Below are 16,230 nucleotides of genomic sequence, written 5' to 3' on the forward strand. Positions count from 1 at the left end.
CGACTATGCCGATAGCACATATCACTCACTGTTCGCACGTTGCGTGTACTCCGATAGTGAAGTTTTGAACTCAGATACCATTAGCGTCTTGATTGACAACTCTGAATCACGACCCCAGTCGGTGGTTTTGGAGCAGCCTGATGACATCACTGATTCATCATTCACACTCATATGGGAAGCATCGAAAGCGGTCGATTTCAATTCTTACAGAGTATTCACATCTGAGTCCGCAGGTGTCACAACTCAGGCGACGTTGCTAGCGACAATCGTTGACAATGAGCAGATTTCATTACAAGTAAATCATCCACACGACAATTACACCAGGTTTTATCGAATCTTTACTTACGATGTGTTTGGATTGTTCTCAGGCAGCAACGAAATCAGCGTAACGACTTTGAACATCAGCCCAGACGCTCCAGAGCTATTAAGTGCAAGCGAGCTGGGTGATAATGAAGTGAGACTTGCGTGGACTATGATCGATGCGCACGACTTCGCTAAATACGATATTCTAAGGAAAGGTCAATATACTGGTTTTGAATCGATATCTTCTTCTTCATCTTTCGAAGACACCACCTACATAGACCGCACTGTGGACGGGCCAGGAACATATTATTTCAAAATCAGGGTTGTGGACACAGGGGACTCATCCGCAGTCAGTGATGAAGTTGAAGTGTGGGTGTCTGATCCTCGCCCAAGTATTTCCAGCTTGGTGTCCGCTGCCTCTCAAACAGAAACAGCAGTCCAACTAATTTGGAATTCATGCTCCGATGCGGACTTCTTGAGATATCGGGTTTTCAGGGGAAACGATGTCAATGTGGGCGAAGAAAGTACATTAATCGTAGAATCCACATCGCACATAGACACAGCGTTTACGGACAACACAGTTTATCCCGGGTCTACGTATTATTATCGACTTTATGTATGGGACTCAAATGGCTTCAGCAAGGCGAGCGAGGCACTTCCAGTGACTGTCGTTGACGAACTGCCCGAACCTGCTGAGTTGGTTTCCTGCTTGGCTGATGCGGACAGTTCGTGCTGCCTGAGGTGGTCCGAGTGTGTTGCAGTTGATTTCGACTACTACAGGCTGTGCAGGAGCGACCAGCCTAATGTATCGGTCACATCACCGACTGCTGCGGTCATTTACGAAAGCACTGACACGTCCTATGTCGATTATCCGGTGGATGCGGCAGAGGGCTACTACTACAGAGTTTTCGTGTATGATCTTGGCGGCAATGCATCAGGTAGTAACGAAATCTACGTGCAGTCGCCCGATTGCTGTCTTGTGGCCTATTGGACATTCGATGAAGATGAGAGCGGGATTGCATTCGATGTTTCAGGGTATGGAAATCACGGAGTGATTCACGACGCGACACATGTCGGCGGCGTCGTGGGAAAAGCCCTGCAACTGGATGGGAATGATTACGTTGAGGTCCAGAATGCGCCCAGTCTAAACCCAATCGGCGCAATAACCCTTGAGGCGTGGTACCGTCCTAACTCGAATGGAGGCGGTGCAACTCCTATAATCGACAAAGGCTACATTCAGCATAGCGGACCCTTTTATCAGTATCATTTAAGTTCAACAGGGGACCTAAGCTCCAGTGGGTATGGGCATGCGAAATTCGAGTTTGTTGTAGGTGTCATCCGAGATGACTGGGCATATACGCCTTCCGATTTCTGGACTGCGGGCGTGTGGTATCACCTAGTCGGCACCTATGACGGGCAGTACATGAGGCTGTACGTAGACGGTGATTTGATCGATTCAGAACCAGCTACAGGAAACATGCAAGATTATGGCAAAAACGTGTTTCTTGGCAAGTTCTCAAATCTTAATCAGTATCTAGTTGGTGCAATAGACGAGGTGCGCATTTACAATCGCGCTCTGAGTCAGTCAGAAGTCGTCCAGCGTTTCCATCTCAAGTAGTGCATTCTGAGAATGATCGATATTCGACGTACAGTCGTATGGATTCATGCAAAGCTAGACGAATTGGCACAAGAAGGTGAGTGGAGAAAGGCCGGAGTCTCGAACCCCGCCCTCCCCCACTCCCTCATTGACAAATCCAACAAAACCCGTTAATTACCCCCAAGACAATCTGAATTACCTGTCTAATAGCAGCGGAATCGCCAAAAAAACCAATCTTTCCTGCCGACTATGAAGTATAAGGTAATATGACACTTAGAACTAACAGACTCACCGCAATCGCTCTGATCGCGATTCTCATGTTCATGTCGCTTGCGCCAATCGCAGCGGCTGAATCGGTCAACCCGAGCAGAGTCACAATCGCGCGGTTGAAATACTTCGGAGGTGGCGACTGGTATTGGGGAAACTCCTCGCTGCCGAATCTGATCAACTATATCAAGCAGAATACTTCCATCCCGATATCTGACGACGAAGTCAGGGTCAGCTTGCAGGACGACCGGCTTTTCAACTTTCCTTTCATATATATAACCGGTCACGGCCCTATCAGACTCGCGGTTGATGAGGCCGACAAACTGAATCACTATCTCACATCGGGCGGATTCCTGTTTGCGAATGATTCGTACGGTCTCAGGGAATCGTTTGTCGACGCCATGAAGGACGTGTTCCCCGATATCGATCCGGTCGAGATTCCGTTCACGCACGGGCTTTTCTCGTGCTACTACTCATTCCCGAACGGTTTACCCAAAATCCACAAGCATGATGGTTTGCCTCCGCAGGCGTATGGATGGTTCTCCGAGGGGCGTCTTGTGGCGCTGCTCGCGTACGAATCCGACATCGGCGATGGCTGGGAGGACCCGCAGGTTCACAACGATCCTCAGGAGGTTCGGGAACAGGCTTTCAAGATGGGGGTTAATATACTTACATGGGCTTTAATGAATTGAAAGGTATATAGTTATGTCGACCCAGGATGACATCTTAACGCTGACCGACCGGTTGAAGAGTCTGCGAAGATACATGCTCTTCTGCCGTTCGACTTTCGGCGCTATCTTGATTCTCACATCGCTGCTGGCGGCTTTCGCCGTAGCAAACCTGCTGCATGCAGCATTCCATCTTCCGATCTGGGTCAGGGTCGCCTACCTGATAGTGACTGCAGCTGTTCTGATTGCTCTATCCTATCGATATATTATCTCGGCGTTCATTTTCAGCCCGGCGCTGGAGACTGTGTCTCGTCAGGTCGAACGGAAATACCCACATCTCGAAAATCGCCTGATTGCATCGCTACAGCTTGAACGGCACCTTCACGAGAATCGCGAGAGTTTCTCGGTCGACATGATTCGAGCGTTGATCGCGCAGACGAGCAAGACTGTCGAAGGTCTCAACCTCAAGGCAAGTTTCTCGAACAATCCTCTCAAGAGACTCGCGAAATATTCCGGCACAATTGCGGGAGTGGTCATTCTGCTCGCATTCCTGACGCCGGGACTGTTCTGGTCATCGCTGCATGTCTTCTCGCATCCACTCACCGAGATAGATGTTCCGAAAACCTACGATATATACGTCCAACCGGGTACGGTAGAGGTCTTGAAGTACGATCCACTTGAAATCACGGTCATTGTCAAAGGAGAGAAACTGCCTAAGTCAGCGGAGATGTTCTGGGATAACTCCGATGAGGGGAGCAACTGGCGATCCGATGCTCTCGAGAAATCATCGGTGGCGGCAATATCGACCAATCTCGGATCAGCACTCGGCATCACGTCCGATTCGATGACATTTACTTATGTATTCAAAGACATCAAGCACAGTTTCCGGTATTTCGTGAGAGCTGGACGTGAAGAGTCCGACGAGCATTCGGTGACAGTGGTTGACAAACCGAGGATCACCGGACTGAAGCTGACCTATATGTATCCGAAGTACACGCGCCTGAAAACTCTGGTGATCGACGAGAATGACGGCAACGTACAGGCGCTGAAGGGAACTCAGATCAAAGTCGAGCTAAGAACGAACAAGCCGGTCGAGACTGGTTCGCTCGTCTTTTCGGATGGATCAGCCATGGAGCTGACATGCGGCGACACACTCTCTGCGGCTACTATCACGGTGGCCGGCAACAAATCTTATCATGCCGAAGTGACAGATCGCTCCGGTTATGCGAATCCCGATCCTATCGAATACAGAATTACGCAACTTGAGGACGCATATCCTGAACTCTACATGGTCAGCCCTGCGGGCAACGTCGATCTCGATGATCTGATGGCGGTGAGTCTGATTGCGAATCTGGCTGACGATTTCGGATTCACGAAACTGAATCTGAACTATGCGATGCATCTAAGCCAGACTGAGCAGTGGGATGCTGTCGAGGAAATCGCGATCGCACATGACAAATCCGATCAACAGGTGGACTACTTCTGGGATCTCGCCAACATAGGCATGGTTCCCGGAAGCTGGATCGAATATTATCTTGAAGTATTCGACAATGACTATGTCTCCGGTCCGAAATCAACCAAGGGCCCGGTCATGGCAGTAAGGCTGCCGACTTTGGATGAACTCTTCGCTGAAATCGAAACGTCGAGAGAAGACCAACTCGAGAAGTATGTCGAGTCTTTGCAGCAGCAGAAGAAGATCACCGATGAGTTTGAGAAGCTTGCTCAGGAGCTCAAAATGGAAAGCGAGCTTGATTGGGAGTCAAAGAAAGATATTGAGTCGGTCGCAAACAAGCAGCAAAAGCTTCTGAACGATCTTGACGAGATGGCGAGGCAGTTCGACGAAGCGAATAAGAAAGCGCAGGAGAACCAGCTTCTCAGCCTGCAGATGGTGCAGAAGCTCGCGGAGCTTCAGAAACTCTTCGAGGAAGTCGCCACTGATGAGATGAAGGAAGCGATGAAGAAATTGCAGGAAGCGCTCGCCAAAATGGATAAAGACGAGGTCGAGAAGGCGCTCGATCAGTTTGATATGTCACTCGAAGACATCATGAAAAATATCGAACGGGCGATTGCGCAGCTCAAGCAGGTCCAGGTCGACCAGATGATGCAGGACATGATCAGACAGGCCGAGGAAATCCTGAAAAGCCAGCAGAACGTCAATTCGCTGGCAGAAAAGAGCAAGAGCAGCGACCTCCCGAAGGCTGCGCCGAAAGAACAAAACGTCAGAAACTCGATGGAAGATCTGAAGAAGAGAGCCGATGAACTTGAGAGCCTGATGAATGAAGCTCAGATGAGCGATAATCCGGATGCGAACAAATTCTGTTCCGCAACCAAACAATCGGGGGCTGAGCAACCGATGGAAGAGATGATTGCGAACATGAATCAGAGCGATAAAGAGAACTCCAACGAGTCGGGCGAGCAGGCCGAGGCAAAGCTTCAGGATATGCTCTCGCAGATGCAGGATTCTCAGGCGGCATTGAGCATGAGTATGGGTGCAGAAATGGCCCAAAAGATGCGCAAGGCTCTCGATGACATTTTCTACCTGAACGATAAACAGGAAGAGCTTTACAATGATGTCACGGCGTATTCCGGTCCATCCGCGGAACTCCGGGAAATTGCAGAGGACCAGCAAAAACTTCAGAATCATGCAGAATGGCTTGAAGACTATTTGTTCGAGCTTTCGAAACAGTCGGTCTTTATGCAGAAGCAGATCGATAAACTGATGCAGTTCTGCATGTCACAGATGTCTCAGTCGACCAAGGCGCTCACGGAGATGAACGGCATGTCGTCGATCAATGCTCAGACGGAGGCGATGTACTCTTTGAATCAGGCTTCGCGAATGATCATCGAGTCGCTGAACTCTCAGAAGCAGTGCAACTCCACCTGCAATAAACCGAATGATAACATGTTCAAGAAAATGGGCCAGATGTGCAACAAGCAGAAGCGAATCAATCAGAAGAGCGAAGGCATGTGCAACAATCCCAACCAATCTGGCCAGGGCAAACAGGCTATGGAACGCCTCGCTGCAGAGCAGGAAGCAATCCGGAAGAGCATGCAACAGTTGCAGCAGGAGGCAGGCGACAAAAAGCAGATTCAGGGCAGACTCGAGAATCTCGCGGATGAGATGAAAGAGGTCGTCGAAGCTCTCGAAGAAGGGGGTATCGGCGAGAAAACACTCGAGCGGCAAAAGAAAATATATCAGAGAATGCTCGACTTCCAGCTGTCGATGGAGCGGCAGGATTACAGCGAAGTCCGTCAGGCTGAGCGTACCGATCAGTTCCTCCGAAAGGGACCCGACCAGCTTGATGAGACAGCAATCGTCGGCTCCGAATCATATGAGAAACGTATGCAGGAGTTTCTCGACGAAGGATATCCGCCGGAATACGAGTCAATAATCAAGGACTACTTCAAAGCGATCATGGAGGTCAATAAGCAGTGACATCGAAAGGATCGCTCGGAGGAATCAGGAGAATCACGATTGCTCTTGGTCTCTTGCTGGCAGTTCTGTCCGCAACTGCGCTCTCACAGGACATATTTCAGAATCGCCTGAGGATGGCGCTCGACAAAGTCGAGCGGTTAACCATGTCGGGCAAGTATGACGACGCCCTCGAACTCCTTACTGATCTCGATAAGGAGTATCCGCAAGACGCTATGATCTATGAGGCGTTCCGAAAGGCGTATGCGTATTCCGGAGACTACGACAACGCACTTGAGATGCTCAAGAAGATGGAAGGGTTGTTTGGACGCTCCACATCGCTGATGCTGCAATACGGTGATCTATATCTTAAGATGGGTGACAATAATGGAGCTGCCGGTGCATTCGAGCGTGCCCTGGAGATTTCCGGACAGAGCCTCAACACTTTCCACGGCATAGCAAACGTCTATCGATCGAATGGACTATATGACGAGGCTGTTGAGGTCTACCGGGATGCGAGGCGAAAGCTCAATCAACCCTCTCTGCTTTCAAGAGAACTAGGACAGTTATACGAAGTCCAGAGAAATTACACAGCCGCTATACGCGAATATTACATATTTATGATGTCGGACTCTTCCTCCGAAGGTCAGGGGAATCAACTGATAAGGAAAGTGATAGAGTACCTGGATGATCCAAATGACCTCAACTTGTTGAAGAGTACGTTCGCTGATATCGGGAAATCCGAGCCGAACAGTCATGTTCCAAAAAGGTTTCTGGGAGACATCCTGATCAGACAGGATAGCCTCGACCGAGCATACGAGCTGTACAAAGAGGTCGACAAGCTGGAGAACGATCACGGAAAGTTCCTGGTGTACTTCGCCCGGAGATGCCTCGAACAAGATCATGATTATCTTGCTTCCGATGCCTGCCGGTATGTGCTGGATGAGTATCCCAATGAGGCATATTACATACAGGCCAAGTACGTCCTGGCATCGGCTTATGTAAAGCTCGGGCAGGGCGATTCGGCCATCACCGTTGTGCGAGAGATTGCGGAAACGGCGAGGGATCACCGCAGTATCATCGAAAGCATGTACTTCATCGGTACTGTATTCCTGGACATACTGAACCAGCCCGACTCGGCGCTTGCCTATTTCGATGCGGTAACCCGGGATGCTCAGTTTCTTGGATGGCGCAATCGTGCATCTCTGCGCAAAGCGGATTGCTACCTCGTGAAAGGATATTTGGCTGCGGCTGACAGCATCTATAGAGGAGTTGACGAAACGAGCCTCGGCGATGGCGAGAACGAATCGCTTGCATGGCAACTTGCTCAGGTGAAGTTCTTCGAGCATGACTTTGAGGAAGCGAAGAGACTTTATGCAGGTCTTACAATAAAGCACAGAAAAGGGCTTTTCGTCAATGACTGCCTTAAACGGATCCTAATGATCGATGAAAACTCAGGTCTCGACCAGTTCGATCTCGCATCATTTGCTGATGCTGAGTATCTGATCCTGCGAGCTGACCTTGATTCAGCCATCACTCGTCTGGAGTTTCTGTCCGACAAAACCGGATCGAATCTCGCAGATATTGCGACGTTCAGGATGGGTGAGCTTTATCTGAGAACCGGTGAGATTGAACGAGCCCTGTTAACCTACCAGAAGCTGCTCGCACAATTCCCGGAGAGTTTCTGGAGGGGAGAATCCCAGAAGCACATCGCCGACATTCATTGGGATAGAGGAGAAACGCAACTGGCTCAGCAGGCATACCGCAGCCTTCTCACTGAGTATGACAATCTTCTCTTGCAGGAACATGCAAGGCAAAGATTGATGCAACTGGAAAACATGTGATAACGGGTTGGGCAGATCCTCGGAGATGCCAATGGATGAACAAGGAGCAATATTGCCAATTTAGCCGCCAAATCGCCGCTCGCACCAACCTGCCCTAACTTGTTACCGAACAGTTCATTACAGCAATACACATCAGAAACACCTTGACAACACGGAGTGGTTGCGCTATATATGACGTGTTGACTGCCGGTTTGGGGTCACTAATATGAGTGGGTAGTCTAAAATCCCGCATAGGCGGGGAAACCGGTCATCTTTTCTACATAGGAGGTGGGACTGATGTACGAATTCTTAATCGAAGAACTCGAAGAGAAAATCGCGCCTGCCGGAATCTCCCTGGGTGGACAATAACCATCCTAGTTCCGTAGGTGTTCGATGACCGGAATTTGAGGCTGCCTGCATGGGCAGCCTCATTCCTTTTATGCAAGCCTTGTCTCCAGATGCTTTACAGAATCCAGAAACTCAAGTATTTCAGCCGTACGCATGTAGCCTTTGAGTAGACTCTGATCGCCGATCCCACACGCAATATCCTTAAGGATGCCACCGGCTTTTCTCAGACTGCGAAACGCTTCCTCATATTCGAGTTTGGACAGGTACGCCTTCCCAATGTGGAAATCGATTTTCCAGAGTAGCTCTCTCTGCTCGTACTCCGACGCCATCAGTGATGCCTGGTCGAAGTAACTTTGCGCCTCGTTGTATAGTCTGTCGCATGCGCTCCCGATACCGAGATAGAAATAGAGATAGCTTCGGAAAATTGTGTGTTGGTCCATTTCGATCAATTTATCAAGCGCTTCCAAAGGCTCAGCCGGAATACGCGCGCTCAGCGAATATGCCTGCAGTCGTGTCACAAGCGACTCGCACAGTTCGAAGTTCAGGCTCTGCTTGATGGCATCGCGATCTACTTCGTCGAGTTCACTGATAACTGCACCGGGATCGTCACCTGATCTCAGAGCAAGCTCGGCCGTCAGATGTTTCAGTCTCACAAGATTCGCATCTACCTCCAGGGGCGAGACCATCTTTCGCACTCTTTCGAGCGTCATTCCCGCTTGTTTCAGATCATTCAGGAGAATATAGGTCTGCGCTTTCTGCAGAAGATTCCTGGCCGTGAACGGTTTGTCCGTAATCTTCTCCGTCACGGATTCGGCGGCGTTGAGATATTCCAGTGCCTTGCCATACATCCCGCGACGAGAATTGAGCGTCCCCAGCCAACAGGTAAAAATCCCCTGATGAGGCAAGTCTTCGAGCTTCCGCGCCATGTCGAACCCTTCGACTGAAAGCTCCTCAGCCCGCTGGTTTTCTCCCAGTCCAAGGCAAACGTCTGCCGTATTCTCGAGATTAAACATCAACTCCTTCTGAGACCCGATCTTGCGGTTGATGACCATCGCCTTGTTCAGGAAATTGAGCGCCTTACCTGATTCGCCGATTTGATAGTAAGCCAATGCGACGTTGTTGTATGTACGTGCCAGCTCGGGCTGGTCATCTATCTGTTTCTTGATTTCGACCGATCGCGTATAATAATCGATTGCTGTTATAAAATCTCTCTTTGCGAAAAAGGTCGACCCTATGTTCGTGAGCGTGGAAGCGACATCTCTGACGGCATCGAGCTGTTCCTGGATCTTCAAAGCGCTCTCGTAACTTTCGAGTGCAAGATCGTACTCCGAATTGACCCAGTGCATGTTGCCCATGTTGTTGAGCGTATGCGAAACCTCGAGTTGGTTGTCCAGGTCCTGATATATCTGGAGAGCTTTGCCAAGCGATTCGATACCTGCTGAGAATTCCATGCGAAACTTATAAATATCGCCGAGGTCCTTGTAAGTCTCAGCCAGAAGTAAGGGCTCGACATCTGGCATATTAACGATTCTTTGATATATTTCCAGAGCCGCATCGGCTCTTCCCTGCTGCTTGTAGAGGTCTCCAAATGCCATCAGAAGGCGGCTTTCAACTTTCTCGTTCTTCAAACCCGATTCATTCAGAAGCTGCTCGCCCAATAGCAAGAGCACTTCCGGCTTCAGGAACTCACCTCTCTCGACCTGGAGCTTCTGGTATTTCACCGCCTCGGCGATCCCTCGTTCGATCTCTCCGGAAAGCAGAAGGTGCTTGCTCAGCATCCCCGTCTGATCAAGTTTATCGAACTGTTCGCTCTCGGAAAGGAGCTTTGCCGCAATTCGGTGGAGTCTTTCTCGCGTCGGTTGATCGAGCTGGCCGTATAGAACTTCCTGTATAGACGAATGGCGAAACTGGAATGATCCGCCTGCATTGTCAATGATCCTCATCCTCTCCAGCTTGTCAACCCGATTATCAGACTCAGTTTCTCCATCGGATAACAGACTCAAAGCCATCTGTCCGGTGAACGCATGATCGAAAACCGCCAGAGTCTTGAGAACTTCAATATCTTCGCTATCGAGGAAGCTGACCTGACCTGATATCTCCCCACGAATCTCATCATCGTCAGAAATCCGTTCGAATAATTCGATCTGAGCATTGAAATGACCGTCACTATAAGTGATAGCCTTCCTCTCGAACAGCCGCGAGATGCACAGTTCGGCCAATCCGGTGTCACCACAGCTCATGTGCAGGAGAGCATTGGCAATATCTGCAGCGCTATCACCCGCCCCAAAGAGACTCTCGGTAGCAGCGGGAATAATTGAATCGCCGGATATCAGAGGAAAAGTGACGAACTGGCTGCAGATCTCGCCGTAGTTTCCCACATTCACTATTCGAGTCTCGGCCTGGGATCCCGATTCAGCGGTTTGCATATCTACCACTCTGACAGAAATAGCATCGGGAGCATGCACCGATGTCTTGCTCAATTCATCTGCAGAGATGAGAACGTTGATGAACTTCGTCTGATAAGTCTTCTTCACAAAATCAGCTACCGTTCGCGCCAGATTCTCGTCAGTGCAACCGACCGCAGCACCTGATTTGCCACTGTCCGCAATCTTCTGAAAATCGGGACTCTTCTGTATCTGGTGAAGCAGGGCCGATTCGAAATACGGGACGATCAAGTCGCGTGGAAGATCGCCAGCGTTATATCCCAGCGCCTCCACAAAGCTGTCGTAGACTTCTGTCACAGACCGCGGGCGATCTGAAGGATTCTTTTCGAGCATTCTGGAAATCAAGGAAACCGCGGCTGATTTCATGAAAGGCACTCTTGATTCAAGCGGTGGCAAGTCCTTCTCGACATGCCCCGATATTACTGCCAGCGGATCCTGATCGGAGTAGGGCAATCGTCCTGATACCATCTCGTACAGGATTACTCCGAGGCCGTAAATATCGCTCAGCTTAGATGGCGGCTTGGAAGCGAACAGCTCAGGAGCCATGTATTCGACAGTTCCGGAGAGCTCCTGGGCGCGTGCTGGGTCATACTCTCTGGCCAATCCAAAATCGAGAACCTTGGTGATCGGCTGGCCGTCTTTCCAGTCAACCCGGACATTGGCCGGCTTGAGATCGTTGTGACTGTAGCCGAAATGATGCAGCAGCTTCATCGCGGAGCAAATCTGTCCGAGCACCAGCAGGAAATGCCTCTCACTCTTAAGGACTTCAGTGGAGTCAGCCTCCGTTCCGCCTGCAAGCTCCATTGTGAAGAAGGGCTGATTATCAGCATCATACCCGAAATCAAACACCTTCGTCAGATTAGGATGGGAGAGTGAAGCGCAGAGAAGGAACTCCGCGCGGAAAGAATCCTCATCTGCCGCGCGACCCGAGCTTTCCGGGGCATACCGCTTCAAAGCGAGTTCGGTGCCAAGATGCTTGTCACGGACTCTGTAGACGTTCCCACCGCCCCCCCCTCCGAGGGCGTTGACAACTTCGTAACGGTTCGGAAGCGACGTAACGTGCTGACTCATTCTAACCTGTGAGGAAGCTGCTTCACTGGCAAAGTGATTCTGAATGTCGAACCGTCGATCCCGTCGGAGATGGCTGTTATCGTGCCGGAATGGCTTTCCATGATCCGTCTGCAGTTTGATAATCCCAGACCGTGACCCTTCTCCTTGGTCGTGAATCTCGGTTCGAAAATCTTCTCAAGATCGCCCGCTTTGATTCCGGAACCATTGTCGGTAACCTCTATCGAAATGATATCGAGAGACTTATCATGACTGGCTGTGATCTGAATCTTGCCGTGATTCTCCAAATCGGGGCCAATAGCGTCCACGGCATTGTTAACAAGATTCAATAGCACTTGATGCATCTGCCCTACGTCCAACTCGACGTTAGGGATATCCGGTGGGATTTCGATGTCGACGTTGATTCTTCTCAGGCTTCTCTGCGGTCTAAGCGAGAACAGAAGCTCCTCAATCAGGTTCTTCAGATCATAACTCACAATGTCGGCTTCGAGATTTGAGTAATCCATCAGCCCATCGGTGAATCTCTTGATCTTGTTTATATTATCGAGGATGGAATCAACGTTTTTGTCGAGCTTATCGTGCATATTCCGCCTGACATTGAGCTTCATCAATTCAGCGTTATTGGATATTATTGTTAGGTAGTTGTTGAGTTCATGACCGATAGAGGCGGCCATCTCCCCTTTCGCCACCAGCCGTTCGGACATCAGGACGTAGTTCTCGAGAATCGCCTTATCGGTGGTATCTTCCATCACCAAGATGAGCCCGCTTTCGTCCCCGACGCCTTCATCCAGAAGGCTTACATTAACTGCGAGGACTTTCTGTTCCTCCCCTACCTGATGATAGTACTTGCGATCCTGATATGGCTTCCCTGTGCGAAGAACTTCCATGGCGATGTTCTTCCACTGTTTCCGGGTCTTCTCCGGCCAGAGCGATACGAATGACATGGACGCTGTTCGTGGATCATACTTCACGGTCGTCACGCCGCTTCCGCTTAGAATAGAAGCTGCTGCGGAGTTCAGGGTCGTCACCTTGAGTTCGCTGTCTATAGCGATAATCCCGACCGGTGTTGCATCGACGACATTCTCGTTGTAGAGCTTCAGACTCAGGACATTCTGATACAATTTGGCATTTTCGATCGCGATTGACGACTGTTCTGCAAATAGCTCAAACAGGTAGAGATCTGACTGGAGGAAAATCTTCGCGTCAGAACTGTTGTCAAGGTAGATAACACCGATGATCCTGTCTTTTATCTTAAGCGGCACGCACATGATTGATCGGAGATGCAGATCCAAAATGCTCTGCTGTTTGGCGAAACGCTCATCCGCCTGTGCATCAGAGGCAAATACCGCCTTGCCGGTTCTCGCCACCTCGTCCGCAATCGAATTTGATATCTTGAAGTCTTCTTCTTCGAGCATTTCCTTCTGGATATTGTGCACGGTTTTGAACTGAAGAACGTCGTTGTCATCGAGCAGCATCAGGAACCCGCGTTCAGCTTGCAAAAGCTCAATTGCTCGCTTCATGACCTTTCGCAGGATATCATCGAGAACAAGACTCGAGTTTATCGCCTTGGAAATCTCGAGAATTGCCTTAAGGTCAACGCTCCTTGCCTCCGATTTTCCGTCGCCGCCCATTAGTCGCGGGTTTTTCCTGGTAATCTTCTCGAAACTTGATTCGAGATCCAGGAGAGCATCTGTTCCATCCGCCCCAATCATATCTGTCTTTACATCAAGACCGGTATTGCCCACTGGATATGATCCCATTTCCTTGTTGTCTCTCTCTGTGCCCTGCTCATTACGATTCATTGGATTACCTCAATCTGATGAGTCCGCCATAACCTTCGGATCCATTCGTTACTTATATCGGAAGAACTGAACAAAGATTAACGTGCTGCAGCACGCAACCGTCTGTGCGATTTGGGATTAATCGAGGATCCCTGTTTTTGGCTATAATGTTGAAAAAGAGAATCGGTTTACGGAAGAGACTATTTGCCGCGCCGGAGATCTGAGAGGCGGAATCTGTCACCCGAAATGCGCTCGTTTTCAGCCTTCAGACCTGCTATATCCCAAAGAAAGCCAAGAACTTCCTCGCCGACCGACTTCTCATCGTTACGGCTGGAGTCACCCACGGAACCGCCCCCGTCACTGAGCCACCGATCGGCAGCCTTCACGTCTTCAAATGTGAGATTTCGATACTCCACATTTACGACCAGATAGAATTCCTTCGAATCATCAAGGTCAGAAATTCGCACCAGAGTTGTAAATAGGCGGTCTTCGAGCTCCTGTATCACATCATCCATCGATTCGAGAATCTGCGAAGTGACGGTATGACAGAAATCACTCAACTCAAACTCTAACATTCCGTCCCAATTCCTGAGCACAATCCGAAATCTCGAGTTTACCTTTGCCACCAGAATATCAGACCAAATTCTCTGATGCTCAAGCAGCGACACCGACAGCACGAATGAAAGAGGATATCCGTTCTCCAGCATATCGATTCTCTTTGGAGTAATTAGCTCAGCGCAGTCGACTGTGACAGCGAGACTATCGAGATAGACGAACGCCGCCACACGAGGAGCGCCTGCCCTGGCCTCTGAGGAAATAAGCAGCAGGCAGCACCCGGAGACGACGGCCGCAAGCAGTATGGATCTCAGAACGACTTTTGGAACAATACCCACAGTTTCACTGACTCATCCATGTCATCCAGAGACTTTGCAACCTCGACTCGAAGCCCCTCGTCAAAGCCGAGCCGTATGCCCATGGATGAGTGAAAATCTCCATCAGAGAAGATGCTCTCTTCCCTGCTAACAACCTTGCCCACATCCAGCAGCAGCGCTGTTTGAAACGTGAGCCACGGGAAATCTATCACATATTCTACATTTCCGAGTATCATCTGTTCACCTCGAAGGCTTTTGTGATCGAGGCCTCGAAGCGTTCGCATGCCACCAAGATAGAACTCCCGGAAGAGAGGCAGATCTCTCCCCGAGGTTCCGTATTTCAGACGAGCATTTAGCCTTTGCCTGTACATCACAGGCTGGTAACGCCTCACTTCGGCAGTGAATCTATCGAAATCGAGATCACCCTTCAGCCTCCCCCCGGCAGATTGATATTCGATGTGCCCCCACCAGCCGGAATAAGTGTCATCCAAGTCGTCGCGGGTGTCAAGGGTGTACCATGCCGTGAAGAGCCCAAGTTTCGAGTCGAATTCGTTTCGACTCTCCATTCGCTCGTCGGCCGGAATCGACGAGAAATTCGCCCTGAATTCCTTCTCCCAGCCAAACAGCGACCACAGCCGGGGGTGGTGATCCATCCAGCCAAGTTTGGAGAAGCTATACGATGCTCCCAGTTCGTTGTAATAACCGGGATTAAATGCCAGATAGAAGCGCCCCCCCTCTTCATCGTAGTAATCTGCAAAATCTTCGGAGGCCATCAGTGCAAGTATCGTGGTTTCCCACCGGGAGGAAAGCCAGTTATCATCTGTTGAAGTTTGTCTGAAGAAACTTCCACCGAATGCGAAAGAATATTCGTCGAATATTCTCTGATGTGCACCGATCTCATAGCGCCACCTTTCGGCTTCGAATGCATACCCAGCCCCTGCATACAGTGTCGGGAAATTAGAATCAGGATCGGCGACGTTGAATCGTCCGCCGAGGTGCAGCCCATCGGCCCTGTTGTAATGCGCATTCACATCGAATGACTTCAGACCATACCCATCCTCGTCAAGCCGTATCCGGGACCTGTCACTTTTCCTGATCCCATGGGAAGATACCAGGTCACCATATATTGCTCCCTCCCCCCGGACATTGATTCTGCCGCCAAACGCCACAACGCCTCCCCTGACGATTCCATCAGTTTTGACGGTGACATCACCAAACAACGCCACTACATTTCGATTGACCTCGCCGCCAACCACGACAGACGCCCCGAAACATATCGCGTCACCACGCACGAAGTCATCCTGACCCACTTCAAGCTCCTCGGCGACAGTCACCCAGTTCTTTGGAGTTCGGCGACCCCTCGCTGCCGTGCTGCTCATGCGATTCTTGAGAACTACGCTGACGATATCCCCATCCTGATACATCTCCTCAACCCGGAGGTTTGCGATGGAATAGAGTTGACTGTTAGAGACAATCCCGTCGGACGTGACAATAAAATCGTCAACGATTGTCAGAGTCCCGGTCGATGTCTTGACATCATCAAGATCAAAATGATGCTGAGTAGCACTCTCTGCATCCTCAATAATGACAGTGCCCTGATCCCCATCGGCTTCAAATGTCAGTGTATACGTCTCTATCGGTTCATTC

At 50.1% G+C, this 16,230-nt stretch carries 8 protein-coding genes; 4 read left to right on the forward strand and 4 right to left on the reverse strand.

The window, feature by feature from the left end; genetic code table 11:
• The 4 genes from KKH67_02005 to KKH67_02020 form a co-directional block, all read left to right on the forward strand.
• A partial coding sequence (locus tag KKH67_02005; protein ID MBU1317948.1) for a hypothetical protein occupies positions 1-1,921 on the forward strand: 1,921 nt, incomplete at its 5' end.
• Between the two features lie 296 nt (positions 1,922-2,217).
• Positions 2,218-2,859, forward strand: a complete 642-nt coding sequence (locus KKH67_02010) for a DUF4159 domain-containing protein (GenBank protein MBU1317949.1) — start codon at positions 2,218-2,220, stop codon at positions 2,857-2,859.
• Positions 2,860-2,872: 13 nt separating this feature from the next.
• Positions 2,873-6,271 carry a hypothetical protein gene (locus KKH67_02015; GenBank protein MBU1317950.1) on the forward strand — a complete coding sequence of 1,133 codons (3,399 nt, stop codon included), beginning with the start codon at positions 2,873-2,875 and terminating at the stop codon, positions 6,269-6,271.
• A complete protein-coding gene (locus KKH67_02020; protein ID MBU1317951.1) occupies positions 6,268-8,091 on the forward strand; it encodes a tetratricopeptide repeat protein in 1,824 nt (607 codons plus the stop codon). Before KKH67_02015 ends, KKH67_02020 begins: the two co-directional genes overlap by 4 nt.
• A 416-nt stretch (positions 8,092-8,507) precedes the next feature.
• On the opposite strand, the gene KKH67_02025 is transcribed toward KKH67_02020, so the two are convergent.
• The 4 genes from KKH67_02025 to KKH67_02040 form a co-directional block, all read right to left on the reverse strand.
• Positions 8,508-11,933, reverse strand: a complete 3,426-nt coding sequence (locus tag KKH67_02025) for a serine/threonine-protein kinase (protein ID MBU1317952.1) — start codon at positions 11,931-11,933, stop codon at positions 8,508-8,510.
• Entirely contained in the window at positions 11,930-13,732 is a 1,803-nt protein-coding gene (locus KKH67_02030; GenBank protein MBU1317953.1) for a GAF domain-containing protein, read from the reverse strand. Before KKH67_02030 ends, KKH67_02025 begins: the two co-directional genes overlap by 4 nt.
• Positions 13,733-13,911: 179 nt before the next feature.
• Positions 13,912-14,604: a hypothetical protein gene (locus tag KKH67_02035; GenBank protein ID MBU1317954.1), complete on the reverse strand. Its 693-nt coding sequence runs from the start codon at positions 14,602-14,604 to the stop codon at positions 13,912-13,914.
• Positions 14,577-16,230: outer membrane protein assembly factor (locus KKH67_02040; protein ID MBU1317955.1), on the reverse strand; the 1,654-nt coding region annotated here is incomplete at its 5' end. The genes KKH67_02040 and KKH67_02035, both read right to left, overlap by 28 nt.

Source organism: Candidatus Zixiibacteriota bacterium (genome assembly GCA_018820315.1).
Taxonomy (GTDB): domain Bacteria; phylum Zixibacteria; class MSB-5A5; order JAABVY01; family JAHJOQ01; genus JAHJOQ01.

Bases quoted from the DNA above. Each gene is read 5' to 3' on its own strand.
- KKH67_02010 (MBU1317949.1), top strand. From the start codon at position 2,218: ATGTTCATGTCGCTTGCGCCAATCGCAGCGGCTGAATCGGTCAACCCG.
- KKH67_02015 (MBU1317950.1), top strand. From the start codon at position 2,873: ATGTCGACCCAGGATGACATCTTAACGCTGACCGACCGGTTGAAGAGT.
- KKH67_02025 (MBU1317952.1), bottom strand. From the start codon at position 11,933: ATGAGTCAGCACGTTACGTCGCTTCCGAACCGTTACGAAGTTGTCAAC.
- KKH67_02030 (MBU1317953.1), bottom strand. From the start codon at position 13,732: ATGAATCGTAATGAGCAGGGCACAGAGAGAGACAACAAGGAAATGGGA.